The sequence below is a fragment of the Kushneria marisflavi genome, assembly GCF_002157205.1.
In the GTDB taxonomy this organism is placed as follows: domain Bacteria; phylum Pseudomonadota; class Gammaproteobacteria; order Pseudomonadales; family Halomonadaceae; genus Kushneria; species Kushneria marisflavi.
Genome location: NZ_CP021358.1, coordinates 3,111,231 through 3,125,500, shown reverse-complemented (window position 1 = coordinate 3,125,500; position 14,270 = coordinate 3,111,231). Strand labels below are relative to the sequence as shown.

General features: G+C 60.9%; 12 protein-coding genes. 4 read left to right on the top strand and 8 right to left on the bottom strand.

The window, feature by feature from the left end:
• Positions 1-139: 139 nt before the first annotated feature.
• Entirely contained in the window at positions 140-1,252 is a 1,113-nt protein-coding gene (gene queG / locus B9H00_RS14165; RefSeq protein WP_236944428.1) for a tRNA epoxyqueuosine(34) reductase QueG, read from the top strand.
• A 27-nt stretch (positions 1,253-1,279) separates the two neighbouring features.
• Here the strand turns inward: queG and orn are convergent, their stop codons facing one another.
• Positions 1,280-1,825: an oligoribonuclease gene (orn, locus tag B9H00_RS14160; RefSeq protein ID WP_086901200.1), complete on the bottom strand. Its 546-nt coding sequence runs from the start codon at positions 1,823-1,825 to the stop codon at positions 1,280-1,282.
• 153 nt (positions 1,826-1,978) lie between these two features.
• Between orn and rsgA the strand changes: the two genes are divergently transcribed.
• Positions 1,979-2,995, top strand: coding sequence for a small ribosomal subunit biogenesis GTPase RsgA (gene rsgA / locus B9H00_RS14155; protein ID WP_086901199.1), 1,017 nt, complete (start codon positions 1,979-1,981; stop codon positions 2,993-2,995).
• A 92-nt stretch (positions 2,996-3,087) separates the two neighbouring features.
• Here the strand turns inward: rsgA and B9H00_RS14150 are convergent, their stop codons facing one another.
• The gene (locus B9H00_RS14150; RefSeq protein WP_086901198.1) at positions 3,088-4,416 is read right to left on the bottom strand and encodes an NCS2 family permease; all 1,329 of its coding nucleotides are present in this window, start codon (positions 4,414-4,416) and stop codon (positions 3,088-3,090) included.
• 186 nt (positions 4,417-4,602) lie between these two features.
• Here B9H00_RS14150 and B9H00_RS14145 point away from each other — a divergent pair, with 186 nt between their 5' ends.
• Entirely contained in the window at positions 4,603-5,430 is an 828-nt protein-coding gene (locus B9H00_RS14145; RefSeq protein WP_086901197.1) for a sulfurtransferase, read from the top strand.
• A gap of 88 nt (positions 5,431-5,518) precedes the next feature.
• Complete coding sequence (gene asd / locus B9H00_RS14140) at positions 5,519-6,397, top strand: archaetidylserine decarboxylase (RefSeq protein ID WP_086901903.1); 879 nt, start codon at positions 5,519-5,521, stop codon at positions 6,395-6,397.
• Between the two features lie 16 nt (positions 6,398-6,413).
• Here the strand turns inward: asd and B9H00_RS14135 are convergent, their stop codons facing one another.
• Genes B9H00_RS14135 through B9H00_RS14110 form a run of 6 tightly spaced genes read right to left on the bottom strand, consistent with a single transcriptional unit; the run spans position 6,414 to position 14,239 of the window.
• A complete protein-coding gene (locus B9H00_RS14135; protein WP_086901196.1) occupies positions 6,414-7,895 on the bottom strand; it encodes an amidase in 1,482 nt (493 codons plus the stop codon).
• A 31-nt stretch (positions 7,896-7,926) separates the two neighbouring features.
• On the bottom strand, positions 7,927-9,096 hold the full coding sequence (locus tag B9H00_RS14130; RefSeq protein ID WP_086901195.1) for a M20 aminoacylase family protein: 1,170 nt from the start codon (positions 9,094-9,096) through the stop codon (positions 7,927-7,929).
• A gap of 2 nt (positions 9,097-9,098) precedes the next feature.
• Positions 9,099-10,658 carry a M81 family metallopeptidase gene (locus B9H00_RS14125; RefSeq protein WP_086901194.1) on the bottom strand — a complete coding sequence of 520 codons (1,560 nt, stop codon included), beginning with the start codon at positions 10,656-10,658 and terminating at the stop codon, positions 9,099-9,101.
• A 34-nt stretch (positions 10,659-10,692) separates the two neighbouring features.
• Complete coding sequence (locus B9H00_RS14120; RefSeq protein ID WP_236944295.1) at positions 10,693-12,408, bottom strand: ABC transporter ATP-binding protein; 1,716 nt, start codon at positions 12,406-12,408, stop codon at positions 10,693-10,695.
• Positions 12,405-13,295, bottom strand: a complete 891-nt coding sequence (locus tag B9H00_RS14115) for an ABC transporter permease (protein ID WP_086901193.1) — start codon at positions 13,293-13,295, stop codon at positions 12,405-12,407. Before B9H00_RS14115 ends, B9H00_RS14120 begins: the two co-directional genes overlap by 4 nt.
• Positions 13,292-14,239: an ABC transporter permease gene (locus tag B9H00_RS14110; RefSeq protein ID WP_086901192.1), complete on the bottom strand. Its 948-nt coding sequence runs from the start codon at positions 14,237-14,239 to the stop codon at positions 13,292-13,294. The genes B9H00_RS14115 and B9H00_RS14110 overlap by 4 nt, the downstream gene beginning before the upstream one ends.
• Between the last annotated feature and the right edge of the window lie 31 nt (positions 14,240-14,270).

The window sequence follows — 14,270 nt, the reverse complement described above, 5'->3', positions numbered from 1 at the left end:
GCCCCGCACTACCGAGCCTCGAGGCTCGAATACCATGACCACTGCTTCTTCAGATACTGCTGCTTCAGAGATGGCCACGGGCCATGATGCCGATTCATCGACCGCGCTCGAGACGACCCGGGCGCTGGACCCTGCCCGGATGGCAGAAAAGCTTAGGGTCTGGGCACGTGAACTGGGCTTTCAGCAGCTGGGCATTACCGATACCGACCTTGGCGCTCACGAAGCCCGCCTTGAGCAGTGGCTGGAGGCAGGCCATCACGGTGAAATGGATTACATGGCGCGTCATGGCACCAAACGAACCCGTCCGGCCGAACTCGAGCCCGGTACGCTGCGTATTATCAGCGTGCGCATGGACTACCTGCCCCCCGAAATCGAGAGCACTCGGGTGCTGGGTCAGCCAGAGCGCGCCTATGTGGCACGTTACGCGCTGGGACGCGACTACCACAAGCTGATCCGCAAGCGTCTGACGCAGCTGGCGCAAAAGCTGCAAAAGGAGATTGGGACGTTCGGATTTCGTGCCTTCGTGGACTCCGCACCGGTCATGGAGCGCGCGCTGGCTCAGAAGGCGGGCATCGGCTGGTTTGGCAAGAATGCGATGATTCTCAACCCGAAGGCCGGATCACTGTTCTTTCTTGGCGAGCTTTATACCGACCTGCCCCTGCCCGTGGATGAGCCCTTTGAAGGCGATCACTGTGGCAAGTGTACGCGCTGTCAGACCTGGTGCCCTACCGGCGCCATCGTGGATGACAAGGTGATCGATGCAAGACGCTGCATCTCCTATCTCACCATCGAAAAGCACGGTGCCATCCCGCTGGAGTATCGCCATGCCATGGGCAATCGCGTCTTCGGCTGCGACGACTGCCAGCTTGTCTGTCCCTTCACGCGATTCACACGCGCCACCCGGGAGAAGGATTTTGCGCCTCGCCACGCGCTGGATCGTACCCGGCTGGTCGATCTTTTCAACTGGAGCGAGCCCGAGTTTCTCGAGCATACTCAGGGCAGTGCCATTCGACGACTGGGCTATGAACGCTGGCTGCGCAACCTGGCCGTGGGGCTTGGCAACGCCCCCTTCAGCGAGGAGATTGTCTCGGCGCTCAAGGCGCGTCTGGCCTGGCCCAGCGACATGGTCCGCGAGCACGTGCGCTGGGCGCTGTCACAGCAGGCTCAAAAGCGCGACGCCACTCGGGAAGCGGCGTCAGCACCACTGATCGAGGCCGGCTTCAAGGACATCATCGCCCGCCAGCCGGCCTGATAGGGAAAGCCGGGAATCGAAACAGGCCTACAGCGCCAGCAGATTGGCGCGGTAGTAGCGCAGCTCCTCGATGGAATCACGAATGTCATCAAGCGCCAGGTGCGTGCCCTTTTTGCTGATCCCGGACAGGATTGATGGCTTCCAGCGACGTGCCAGCTCCTTGAGCGTCGAGACATCCAGATTGCGATAGTGAAAGAAGGCTTCCAGCGCCTGCATTTCGTGCTGCATGAAGCGTCGATCCTGATGGACGCTGTTGCCGCACATCGGTGAGGCGCCCTTCTCGATGTGCTGTTCCAGAAAGCGCAGCGTCGCCTGCTCGGCGTCCTGTGTAGAGACGCCGCTTTGACGTACCCGCTCGGTAAGGCCCGTATTGCCGTGTGTGCAGGTGTTCCAGTCATCCATCAGCGCGAGCTGCTCATCGCTTTGATGAATGGCCATGACCGGGCCTTCGGCGATCACGTTAAGCTGGCTGTCGGTCACGATGGTGGCGATCTCGATAATACGATCCCGCGCCGGATCCAGACCGGTCATTTCGAGATCGATCCAGATCAGACGTTCGTTTTGAGTACTCATGACACTTTCCGGATAGACTTGAAGGGAGATTCCTCCCGATGCCCCTGATAGGCCGGGATGAAACACGAATGCCCTAAAGCGTACAATTGCGCGACGCTTTCCACCAGCCGGGATCGGCACCGGCGTGCAAGCCCACGATCGCCCAGGAGTTTCATGAGTCAACGCAAGCTATCCCGCCAGCAGCGCTGGCGTGTCGAGAAGGTCCAGGCCGAGCGGGTCAAACGCGCCGAAAAGCGCGAGCAGACCGACCAGCGCCAGCTGGCCGAGGGAGAATACGGCCCCGAACAGCTGGGACGGGTGGTGGCGCACTTTGGCCGCAACATGGAGGTGGAAGGCACCGACGGCGTGCGACACCTGTGTCATCTGCGCGCCAATCTCGACACGCTGGTGACCGGTGATCGGGTCAGCTGGCGCGAGGCAAGCGATGGCAGCGGCGTGGTCGAGGCACGCCTTGAGCGTTATTCGACGCTGGAGCGCCCGGATGCTCGTGGACGGCTCAAGAGCGTGGCGGCCAACATTGACCGCATCATGATCGTCTTTGCCGTGGAACCCGAGCCGCATCCGTTTCTGATCGACCGCTATCTGGTAGCGGCTGAAGCCACCGGAATCGCGCCGGCACTGGTCCTCAACAAGATGGATCTGCTCGATGAACATCATGCGCTGCACGCGCTGGCCAGTCGTTATCGCACACTGGGGTATCCGGTCATTGGCGCCTCGACCAGGCGTGACGGCGGCCTCGAGGATCTGATTGCGGCCATGGATGACACCACCGCCGTCTTCGTCGGCCAGAGCGGTGTGGGCAAGTCCTCCCTGATTGATGCCCTGCTACCCGATGAATCGCTGGCCGTGGGTGAGCTTTCCGTGGATAGCCGCAAGGGTCGCCACACCACCACCACCGCACGGCTTTATCATTTCAGCCAGGGCAGCGGTGCCCTGATCGACTCCCCCGGCATCCGTGAGTTCGGTCTGGGCCATCTCGACGAGCAGCAGGTTGAAAACGGCTTTATCGAGTTTCGTCCGTACCTGGGGCACTGCCGCTTTCGCGACTGCCGCCATCGCCTTGAGCCCGGCTGCGCCATTCTGACTGCGGCGGAAAACGGCGAGATTCTTCCCGAGCGACTGGAAAGCTTCCGCCGCATCGTGCACGAACTCAATGCCCCGCCGCGATAGTCTCTCGCCCGCCCCGTGACGCCTCATCATCGACAATACAAAAGGGGCCGCCCGAAGGCGGCCCCTGAGTCATTCCCCACACCGAGCAGTGCCTACTCCTGAAACAGCAGTAGCAGTGACAGCGCGGCCAGAATCCACATGGTCGGGTGAATCTCGTGACGCTTGCCCACACCCGCCTTGACCACCACAAACGCCAGAAACCCAAACACCACACCGTGCGTGATCGAGTAGGTCAGCGGAATCAGAATCATGGCGATAAAGGCCGGAATGGCGTCATCAAACTCATACCAGTTGATGTGACGAATCGGGTCGAGCATGAACACGCCCACCATGATCAGCGCCGGTGCCGTGGCAATCGAGGGCACCAGTGACAAAAGCGGCGACAAAAAGAGAAACGGCAGAAAAAGCAGCGCCGCTGTCACCGCCACAAGTCCGGAGCGCCCCCCCTGGCTGATGCCCGCCGCCGACTCGACGTAGGCATTGGCCGGACTGGTGCCCAGCGGCCCGGAAATGATTGCCGACATCGCATCAACCATCATGGACTGGCGAATGTTGCGCGGCTCACCGTTGCGATCAAGCAGCTTGCCGGCCTGACACACGCCCATGAAAGTCGACAGGGCGTCAAAAAACGTGGTGAACAGCACAACGAAGATAAATGGCCAGTAGGCGATATTAAGCGCCCCGATCAGATCCAGCTGTCCTACGGCACTAAAGTCCGGCAGGGCAAAGATGCCGCTGAAATTGACCAGCGTTGCACTGCCCGTGGGAGAAAATGCGCTGGCATCGCCCCAGAGCCGACCGATGGCTGTTGCCATCAACGTCGTGGTCACGATGCCGATGATCAGTGCCCCCGGCATGTTGCGCGCCACCAGGACAGCAGTGATGGCAAGGCCGATCAGAAAGGTCACCAGGGTTGGCGTCATCTCGCCCAGGCCCACCACAGTCGCCGGATTACTGACCAGAAAACCGGCATTGACCAGGCCAATGACCGTGATGAAAAGCCCGATACCGCATGAGATGGCATAGCGCAGCTGCGCCGGAATGGCATCAATGATGTAGCGACGCACATTGAGTACTGCCAGCACGGCAAAAAGAACGCCGGCCCAGAAGATGCACCCCAAGGCCGTCTGCCAGGGAATGCCGGCACCAACCACCATGGTGTAGGTAAAAAGCGCGTTGATGCCCATACCCGGCGCCACCAGAATCGGGTTGCGCGCATAAAGGCCCATCATCAGGCTTCCAAAAAAGCTGACCAGCACGGTGGCCGTCAGGGCACTGGCAAAGGGAATTCCTGCCGCATTCATGATGGTCGGGTTGACCACGATGATGTACATGGCCGCCAGAAAGGTGGCGATACCGGCCAGGATATCGCGACGGACGCTGCTCCCCTGACTTTTTGTTTTAAAAAACGATTCGAGCACGCTGACTCTCCACTTGCACTGTTGTCTGTCCTGATAGCGGGTTGATTGTCGACATATCCCTGCCTGTGGTGTCACTGGAACACCGTTGTCCCTTAAGACCGGCACTGCCACCGTTCGCGAGCGGCCATCGAGTGTGCAATGCTTGGGCCATGTTAACCCGCTCGCGTCACCAAAAGGAGAGTGAGGATGTCACAGGATGAGCCAAGGTTTCCCCGAATCATCGAGCCCGGGACGCTATCCGAGCATCTCGAGGCGCCCGATCTTCTGATCATCGATGTGCCGGCCAGCACCCAGAGCTATCAGGACGGCCACGTCCCCGGCGCCGTTTTTCTCGATTATCGTCGCCTGCTGTCGGGTCAGGCCCCGGTGGCCAATGACGTGCCTGACGAGGACGCCCTCTCGACACTTTTTTCCGAACTGGGCCTGACGCCGCATACCCATGTCATCGTCTACGACGATGAAGGGGGCGGATGGGCCGGGCGACTGGCCTGGACGCTGACCCTGCTGGGCCATGACCAGTGGTCTTATCTCAACGGCGGCATTCACGCCTGGCGCGCCGACGACCTGCCCCAGTCACAGCAGCCACATTCGCCTACCCCTTCACGTTATCAGGCCCGCATTCAACACCCGGAGCTGATGATCCGACGCGAGGAGCTGATCGAGCGCCTTGAAGACCCGGAGCTTGCCATCTGGGACGCCCGCAGCCTCGAGGAGTATGACGGCCTCAAGGGCAACAATCAGCGGCTGGGCCATATCCCCGGTGCGGTCAACCTCGAATGGACCGACACCATGGACAAGGCGCGCCATCTGCGTCTGCGCGATCTATCGGAGCTGGTTACCGAACTGGCCGCGCTGGGCATCGATGCCGATGGCGACATTGCCACGCACTGTCAGAGCCATCATCGCAGCGGGCTGACGTGGATGATCGGTTATATTCTGGGCTACAACATTCGCGCCTACCCCGGCTCCTGGCAGGAGTGGGGCAATCGCGACGACACCCCCATCGAGACCTGACGCCCCGACCCTGCCGGTGCAAGGCTTGAGCCCCCGGCAGGGGTATGTAACATTGCCTCCCCATCATGACTGTTTTCAGGTGCCCCTTTTGAATCGTGATCGTCTGTTTGCCCTGCTGCAATATCCGCTGCCCCAGCACGCCATTTCCCGACTGGCAGGACAGCTTGCCGATGCGCGCACGCCCTGGATCAGGGATACGTTCATTCAGCGCTTTGCCAGCCACTACGACATCGACATGAGCGAGGCGCTGGAACCCGACCTCGGTGCGTACAAGAGTTTCAATGACTTCTTTACCCGGGCACTCAAGCCCGATGCCCGTCCCATTGATTCCGGGATCGTCTCACCTGCGGACGGCGTGCTCTCGCAGTTCGGGCGCATCGATCACGGCACGCTAATGCAGGCCAAGGGCCATGCCTACTCGCTGACGGCCCTGCTTGGCGGAGATGATGCCGCAGCGTCCGAGCTGCGTGATGGCAGTTTTGCCACCGTGTATCTCTCGCCACGGGACTATCACCGCGTGCACATGCCCCTTGAAGGACGCCTGATTCGCACCATCTACGTGCCCGGCCGGCTCTTTTCGGTCAACCAGGCCACCGCTCGTGAAGTGCCCGGGCTTTTTGCTCGCAACGAACGACTGGTGTGCCTGTTTGAAACCGAACTTGGGCCCATGGCGCTGGTACTGGTCGGCGCGATGATTGTTGCCGGCATCGAAACCGTCTGGTCGGGTCAGGTCACCCCGCTGTCGCGTCAGCCCCACAGCAATGACTGGGCCAAAGGCGACATCACTCTGGGCAAGGGCGACGAAATGGGCCGCTTTCACCTCGGCTCTTCCGTGGTCATGTGTTTGCCGAAGGCCTACACCTTCAATGAGACGCTCACGCCCGGCATGAAGATTCGTCTGGGTCAGCAGCTGGCGCCTGATCCTGACATCCCGACCGATACACTCACGCCGGAAGAGCTTTCCTGAAGCCTGAACACATCGCTCACAACACGCCCTGCGTCATCATCGGATCAGGCAGGGCGTCGATCCACCCGGTGGCCGCCGCCTCATAAGCACCTGCCAACGCCAGCATGGCCCGTTCGGCACGGTGGCGCCCGATCAGCTGAACCCCCATGGGCAGCCCATTGTCATTGAAGCCTGCCGGCAGACTGATTACCGGACAGCCGGACATCGACCCCGGGATAACCACCTCCGTCCAGCGATGATACGTATCCATCGTCCGTCCATTGATCTCTGACGGCCAGCGCTGCTCGACCGGAAAGGGAAAGACCTGTGCCGAGGGCAGGGCCAGATAATCGTAGCGCTCAAAAAGTTCAAGCAGACAGGCATACCAGCGGCTGCGCGTTCTATTGGCTTCAAAGACCTGCATGGCCGACAGCGCTACCCCTCGCTCAATTTCCCAGCACGCCTCCGGCTTGAGGGCATCGCGGCAACGGCTGTCCTGCCATAGGGATGACAGATTGCCCGCCACGGCCCACTGACGCAGCACCAGCCAGGCCGACCAGAGCGAATCCGGATCAATCCCGGGTGTAACAGGCGCTATCTCGCAGCCCAGCGTTTGAAAAACGTTCAGCGCCTTCTCACACAGGGGCAGGACACCCTCTTCCATCGCGAGGTAACCCTCCCAGTCGCCGATCCAGCCGATACGAGTACCGGCAACGGATGTTTCAAACGGCGGCAACAGCAGCGTCGGGTCATCGGTAATGGAAAGCGGAACACTCGAATGGGCACCAGCCTGAAGGGAAAGCAGTCGCGACAGATCCGATACACTGCGTGCCATCGGTCCGGCCGTTGACAGCTGCTGGCCGAAATTATCACCGGCCGACAGCATTGGTACCCGGCCAAATGACGGCCGCAGCCCAAACACGTTATTGAATGCTGCAGGGTTGCGCAGCGATCCCATCATGTCGCTGCCATCGGCGACCGGCAGTAGACGACAGGCCAGTGCCGCGGCCGCGCCACCGCTGGAGCCTCCGGCACTCAGTGCTGGCTGCCAGGGGTTTCGAGTCGCCCCATGGACCTCGTTGAAGGTATGGGAGCCAAGGCCGAATTCAGGCGTATTGGTCTTGCCAATAAACAGCGCTCCGGCCTGGCGCAGGCGGGCTGCCATGAGGCTGTCACTGCCTGCAGACTGCCCGACAAAAAGCGGCGAGCCCATGCTGGTAGGCAGTCCCCTTGCATCACTCAAATCCTTGATCGCCTGAGGAATACCGTGCAGCCAACCGCGACTTCTCCCCTGATCCAGCTCGAGATCGCACTGATCGGCCTCCCTGATCAACTCATCGCTGTCGCGACGCGACACGATGGCGTTGATGCGCGGATTAAAGCGATCGATATGGGCCAGGTAGGCACTCATGACCTCGCGACAGGAGACATCACGTGCATGAATGGCGCTTGAAAGCCGGGAAGCGTCCCAGCGAACAATGTCGGGAAAAGACTCGGCAGATGAAGCAGCCTGCGACATGGTAGGTCTCCACTAAAAGAGGGGCCAATGGCTAGACGGCGTCACCGGTGAGTCGTCGCTCGGCAATCCGCGCCAGTAGACTGGCTCCTATCGGCAGTATCCCATCATCCAGCGTAAAGGCCGGATTATGGACCGGCACATTGCCGGCATGGCCTACCCAGCAATAGGCCCCCGGCACCACTTTCAGCATGTCGGCAAAGTCTTCACTGCCCATGACCGGCCGTGGCAGGCGAGTAACCCCCTTTTCACCCACAATGTCCCGTGCTGCCCGTGCCAGAAACTCAGTCGGCTCGGGATAGTTTTCAAGTACTGAAAAGATATTGCGAATATCAACTTCAATCTCCACCCCATAGGCACTGGCAAGCCCCGCCGCCAGTTCTCTGATGCGACGATCCACCAGCGACGCTACTTCATCATCAAGGCTTCGAATCGTGCCGGACAGCGTCGCCGACTGCGGAATGACGTTATAGGCCGCGCCTGAATGGATCTGGGTAATCGAAAGCACTGCCGCATCCAGCGGATGCGTATTGCGACTGACGATACTCTGCATGGCCTGCGCCAACTGAGTGGCCACCACAATCGGGTCACGGGCATTATTGGGTTGCGCGCCATGACTGCCGCAGCCGCGAATATGGATATCGAAAAACTCGGCTCCCGCCATCGCCTTGCCGCTGAGGATCCCGACCTGACCATGATCGAGATGAGGCGCATTGTGCAGGGCATAGATTTCATCACACGGGAAGCGCTCGAAAAGCCCATCGGCCAGCATGGCACGGGCACCGCCAAGCCCCTCCTCGGCGGGCTGGAAGATCAAGACCACGCGTCCGGCGAAATCACGATGAGCGGCCAGGTGCCGGGCAGCGCCCATCAGCATGGTGGTATGACCATCATGACCGCAGCCGTGAAATCGCCCGGCATGACGTGATGCAAACGGCAGACCGGTCTCTTCTTCCATGGGCAGGGCATCCATGTCGGCACGCAATCCGATCGAACGACCCGGCCCCTGATGCCCCTCGACAATCCCGACCACACCGGTTTTACCGATACCGGCATGCACCTCGATATCCAGTTGCCGCAGGTAGTCTGCGACGATGCCGGCGGTACGCTGCTCCTCGAATCCGATTTCCGGATGGGCATGCAGATCCTGTCGAATACGGGTCATCTCCTGCGAAAACGCTTCGATATCTGCCATGACGGCCATATTCAGCTCCTTGTATTGTTGTTGGCAGGAAAGGTCTGGGATTCAGACAACGGGACCTGAAAGTTGAAGGGTGTCCCCAGCGGTGAAGTACGAAGCCCCGGACGCAGACGACGCCAGGGCAACCGCCCGGGATCAACCGCCATGGGGCCGGGCGCGGCACAGACCAGAATGGCCCGGGCGATCGGGGCGAAGTCGGCACGAAAGTGCACCGAGCTCTTGTTGACCAGAATATGCTGCTTTTGCGGCTCGATCCCTACCGAGCGGTACATGGCCTGATCGGCCATCTGTGCCTTGCGACTGACCACTACCACCCGGATGCCACCAATGCGCAGACAGGCCGATGGCCCCATATCAAGCCGCGCACCACCATAGTAGGGGCCAGCGGCCTCGAACCGGCCGTCGGAAAGGGCCTCCACCACAAATAATGCCTCAAGTGGTGCATCCCCCACCACGTTCGAACGACCGCCCAGTGACAGCTCGACCACGGCCCCGACGCCGGCCTCATGCGCAAGACGTGCCGCCTCCGGGTCAAAGATGTTACCGATGGCAGCGTGATCGGCGCCACAGGCCATCAGCGCCCTGAGCATCCCCATGGTGTCGGAGTTACCCCCGGCGCCGGGATTGTCCTGCGTATCCGCGATCACGACCGGAGCCATGCCCTGACCGATCAGCCGCATCGCCTCTCGCACGCCCTCCTCGGGCAACAGCACTCGACCGGCAAAGGCGGCCTCCTGTGTCCTGATATTCGCCACCAGAGCATCAGCAACCCGGTCAATGTCTGCCTGTTTGTCTCCATAAACCAGCACGCTTGGACCGCAGTCAGGGATATCAGCAGCCGGAAAGCCGGTCAGAAACGATACGGAGGCCAGCGCCGGCCCCTCCAGTGAGCGGATATCGTCATAAAGGGCCCTGCATGGCAGCTCATCGGTGCACTGCCAGGCAATCGGCATCAGAAAATCGAGCTGACGAAACGCCTTGAACGGGGGTGCCTTCCGGCTCAGAAGATCACTCATGGCCACCGCACAGCGCTGACCGGTCTCGGCCATGTCAACGTGCGGGTAGGTCCGATAGGCGATCAACATGTCGGCCTCGCTCACCATCAGGGCGGTGACATTGCCATGCAGGTCCAGCGAGGCCACGATCGGTACCTGCGGCCCGACCAGTGCCCTCACCCGGCGCAGAATTTCTCCTTCGCCATCATCGAGATGAGTGGTCACCATGGCCCCATGCAGATCGAGATACACGCCCGCCAGCGGCATGGCATTCTCGATATGCGCCAGCAGGCGAGCCACAATGTGTTCAAAGGCCGCCTCGGTGACATGGGCTGAAGGACTGGCTGTTGTCCATAGCGTCGGCAGCAGTGTCCAGCCCTGAGCGCGTGCGCCCTCGATGAACCCGCACAGACCGATATTGCTGTCGGCAAGGGCCGAAAAAATGGCCTCACCTTCTGTTAACGGCGGCATGCCGCCCCCTTGCATGAAATCTTCAAGCGTCGCCGGACTGGGCCCAAAGGTATTGGTTTCATGCAGGAACCCGCCCATGGCAATACGAGGTGGTGCCATGCTGCCTCCTTGTCTCGTGACTTTTATGCCTGCATTACCCGATCGAGAAGAGATTGCTCGGGAGCTGTTCCGACGTTTCTGCCAGCGGTCTGAAGGCGGCAAAATCCCAGTGTCGCCCCGGCGCCGCCGCCATCAGGGACCGGGTATAGGCATGCTCCGGCGCGCCCAGCACATGGGCCGTTGGCCCGTACTCCACCACGCGGCCCTTCTGCATGACCATGATGTCATCGCAGATTCGAGCCGCGACCCGCAGGTCATGGGTAATGAACAATACCGCCACGCCCATGCGCTTTTGAATATCCTCCAAAAGGGTCAGCACCTGCGCCTGAACCGACACATCCAGTGCCGAAACGGCCTCATCCGCCACCAGCACATCAGGCTCCATCGCCAGCGCCCGGGCAATGGCGATGCGCTGACGCTGACCGCCGGAAAACTGATGCGGATAGCGGGTCATGGCATCTTCCGGTAGCCCGACGATTGCCAGCAACTCACTGGCCCGTGCCAGCGCCTGCGTCCTCGTACTGCCGTAGTTGACCGGCCCTTCGATCAAGCTCTCACCGATGGCAAGCCTCGGATTGAGCGAGCGAAACGGGTCCTGAAAGATCATCTGGATTCGCTTTCGATGTGGTTTCAGCGCGGTGCGCCCGAGACTCGAGATATCGCGCCCCATCACGCGCACGCCACCGCCCGTAGGCTCAATCATGCGCATCACACAGCGCGCCACCGTGGATTTGCCGGATCCACTCTCACCGACAATGCCCAGAGTACGCCCTCGGGTCAGCGCGAAACTGACGTCGCTGGCTGCGTGTGTACGCATGTCCCGCTTGCCCATCAGTCGCGCCCATCGCGAGCGCTCGCCGTAACACTTTTCAAGCTCGATCGCCTCGAGCACGATCTCGCGCTCGGTCACCGGACGCGCCGGCCGGGGCTGAAGGCCTGGCACCGCCATCAAAAGAGACCGGGTATATTCCGTGGCCGGATGGCGCAGCAGGGCTTCAACCGGCTGTGTCTCGACCACTTCGCCATGACGCATGACACACACACGGTCGGCAATATCGGCCACGACGCCCATATCATGGGTAATAAACAGGACCGAGGTGCCGTGACGCTCCTGCAGCTGTCGAATCAGCCAGAGAATCTGCTTTTGAGTGGTCACATCCAGAGCGGTCGTCGGCTCATCGGCAATCAGCAGCCGGGGCTCGAGAATCAGTGCCATGGCGATCATGATGCGCTGACGCTGCCCGCCCGAGAGCTGATGCGGCCAGCTGTCATACATGCGTTCGATATCCGGCAGCTGCACCTGCTCCAGCATGTCGAGAACACGTGAGCGCCGCTCGCGGGCAGAGCCCTCTCGACGGTGCATGACCAGTACTTCCTCGATCTGCTCCCCGACGCGCATCAGAGGATTGAGCGCTGTCATGGGCTCCTGAAAGATCATCGCAATGCGACTGGCACGCAGCTCGCGCAGTCGAGCGGATGACAGCGACATCAGCGAGGTCTGCTCCAGTCGAATATCACCGCCGCGATGTTCAAGAACTCCCCTGGGCAAAAGCCCCATGATGCTCAATGAGGTCACCGATTTTCCGGACCCCGACTCCCCTACCAGACACAGGGTTTCGCCGGCCGCAATATCGAAGCTGACCCCCTTGAGAATCTGCCGGGCGGGTGAGCCGTGACTCGATACGCTCAGATCCCTCACCCTGAGAACGATCTCGGAGGACATGTCATGAACGGCACCTGGTGCGGTCATCGGGCACCTCCACGCTTTTGCAGTCGGGGGTCAAGATGGTCACGGGCGGCATCACCCAGCAGATTGATGGACAGGATGCACAGCGACAGCAACAGTCCGGGCCAGAAAATCAGGCCGGGCTTGATCATGAAGTAGGTTCGCCCCTCGGCCATGATGTTGCCCCAGGTCGGGGTTTCCGTGCCCAGCCCGGCGCCCAGAAAGGAGAGGATGGCTTCGGTCAGGATGGCCGAGGCACAGATGTAGGTACTCATGACGATCAGGGGCGCCAGGGTATTGGGCATCAGGTGTCGCCACATGATGGCCGGCAGACTGCTTCCGAGCGACACGGCAGCCTCGACATAGGGTTCTTCCCTTGCCGACAGCACCACCGAGCGCACCAGCCTGACCACCCGCGGAATTTCGGGCACGGTAATCGCGGCCATGACCGTCCACAGACTGGCACTGGTGAGCGAGACAATCGCAATGGCCAGCAACACGCTGGGAATCGCCATCAGACCATCCATGACGCGCATGATCAGCGTATCCAGCGTGCGGAAAAAGCCGGCCAGAATACCCAGCGGCAGACCGATCACTACGCTGATCAGAGCACTGCCGATCCCCACGATCAGGGAAATCCGCGCGCCGTAAAGAATGCGTGACAGCAGATCGCGCCCGTAGGCATCGCTACCCAGCCAGTAGCTGTCACCGGCAGGCTTGAGACGATCGGCAGGCGACATGGCCAGCGGATCGTGTGGCGCAAGCCACGGCGCCAGTATGGCGACCAGCACGATCAGCGCCAGACACAGAGTGGCTGCCATGACCGTCCAGCCAGGGAGCCGGGCCGGCCACAGACGCCAGCGCCGCCCGGGAACAGGGCCTGCAGCCATTGAGGGAGAGGATGTATTCATTGGTAGCGAATCCTCGGGTCGAGCAGCGCATAGGAGAGATCAATCAGAAGATTGATCAACACATATACCCCGCTGGTGACCAGGATCAGTCCCTGAATGACGGGATAGTCCCGGGAGAGAATGGCATCCACGGTCAGACGTCCGAGCCCTGGAATGTTGAACACGCTCTCGGTGACCACAACGCCTGTGATCATCAGCGCAAACCCGGTTCCGATGACCTCGAGAATCGGTACCCCTGCGTTGCGCAGGGCGTGTCGAAACAGGACCCGTTTTTCGCTGGCCCCCTTGGCATGGGCCGTACGGATGTAGTCCTCGCCCAGCACATCCAGCATGCTGGCGCGCGTCATGCGGGCAATCAGGGCAATGTAGATGGTCGAGAGCATTATGGCAGGCAGCAGGGCGTGCTCAAGGAAGGGCCATGGCCCTTCCTCGCTGAGACGGCGAAACCCCTGCACCGGCAGCCACCCAAGGTCGATGGCCAGCAGCTTGATCAGCAGATAACCGATCACAAATACCGGAACCGAAAACCCGATAACCGACAGCGACATGATGGCCCGGTCAATCAGGCTGCCGTGCTTCCAGGCCGCCAGAACACCCATCGGCACCGCCACCAGCACCGACAGCAGCATGCTGAAAATGGCCAGACTGACCGTGGGCTCAAGCCGCTGTGCCATGAGCGTCGTGACCGACATGCCGGACATCAATGATGTCCCGAAGTTGCCCTGCAAAAGCTCTCCTGACCAGCGGAAGAACTGAATGTGCATGGGCTCGTTAAGCCCCAGCGCCTCGCGAATGCGCGCCAGCTGATCAGGCGTTGCCATGTCACCGGCAATGATGGCGGCCGGATCACCGGGTGACAGCCGCAGCAGCAGAAAGACAAAGAGCGCCACAATGACCATGACAGGAACCGCCGCCAGGGTCCGTTTCAGACAATAACCGAGCATGGGAACACCTCTGCAGACGTGAGAGACATCA

Coding starts and splice junctions, on each gene's coding strand:
- queG (WP_236944428.1), top strand. CDS start 140: ATGGCAGAAAAGCTTAGGGTCTGGGCACGTGAACTGGGCTTTCAGCAG.
- orn (WP_086901200.1), bottom strand. CDS start 1,825: ATGAGTACTCAAAACGAACGTCTGATCTGGATCGATCTCGAAATGACC.
- rsgA (WP_086901199.1), top strand. CDS start 1,979: ATGAGTCAACGCAAGCTATCCCGCCAGCAGCGCTGGCGTGTCGAGAAG.
- B9H00_RS14145 (WP_086901197.1), top strand. CDS start 4,603: ATGTCACAGGATGAGCCAAGGTTTCCCCGAATCATCGAGCCCGGGACG.
- B9H00_RS14135 (WP_086901196.1), bottom strand. CDS start 7,895: ATGTCGCAGGCTGCTTCATCTGCCGAGTCTTTTCCCGACATTGTTCGC.
- B9H00_RS14130 (WP_086901195.1), bottom strand. CDS start 9,096: ATGGCCGTCATGGCAGATATCGAAGCGTTTTCGCAGGAGATGACCCGT.
- B9H00_RS14125 (WP_086901194.1), bottom strand. CDS start 10,658: ATGGCACCACCTCGTATTGCCATGGGCGGGTTCCTGCATGAAACCAAT.
- B9H00_RS14120 (WP_236944295.1), bottom strand. CDS start 12,408: ATGACCGCACCAGGTGCCGTTCATGACATGTCCTCCGAGATCGTTCTC.
- B9H00_RS14115 (WP_086901193.1), bottom strand. CDS start 13,295: ATGAATACATCCTCTCCCTCAATGGCTGCAGGCCCTGTTCCCGGGCGG.
- B9H00_RS14110 (WP_086901192.1), bottom strand. CDS start 14,239: ATGCTCGGTTATTGTCTGAAACGGACCCTGGCGGCGGTTCCTGTCATG.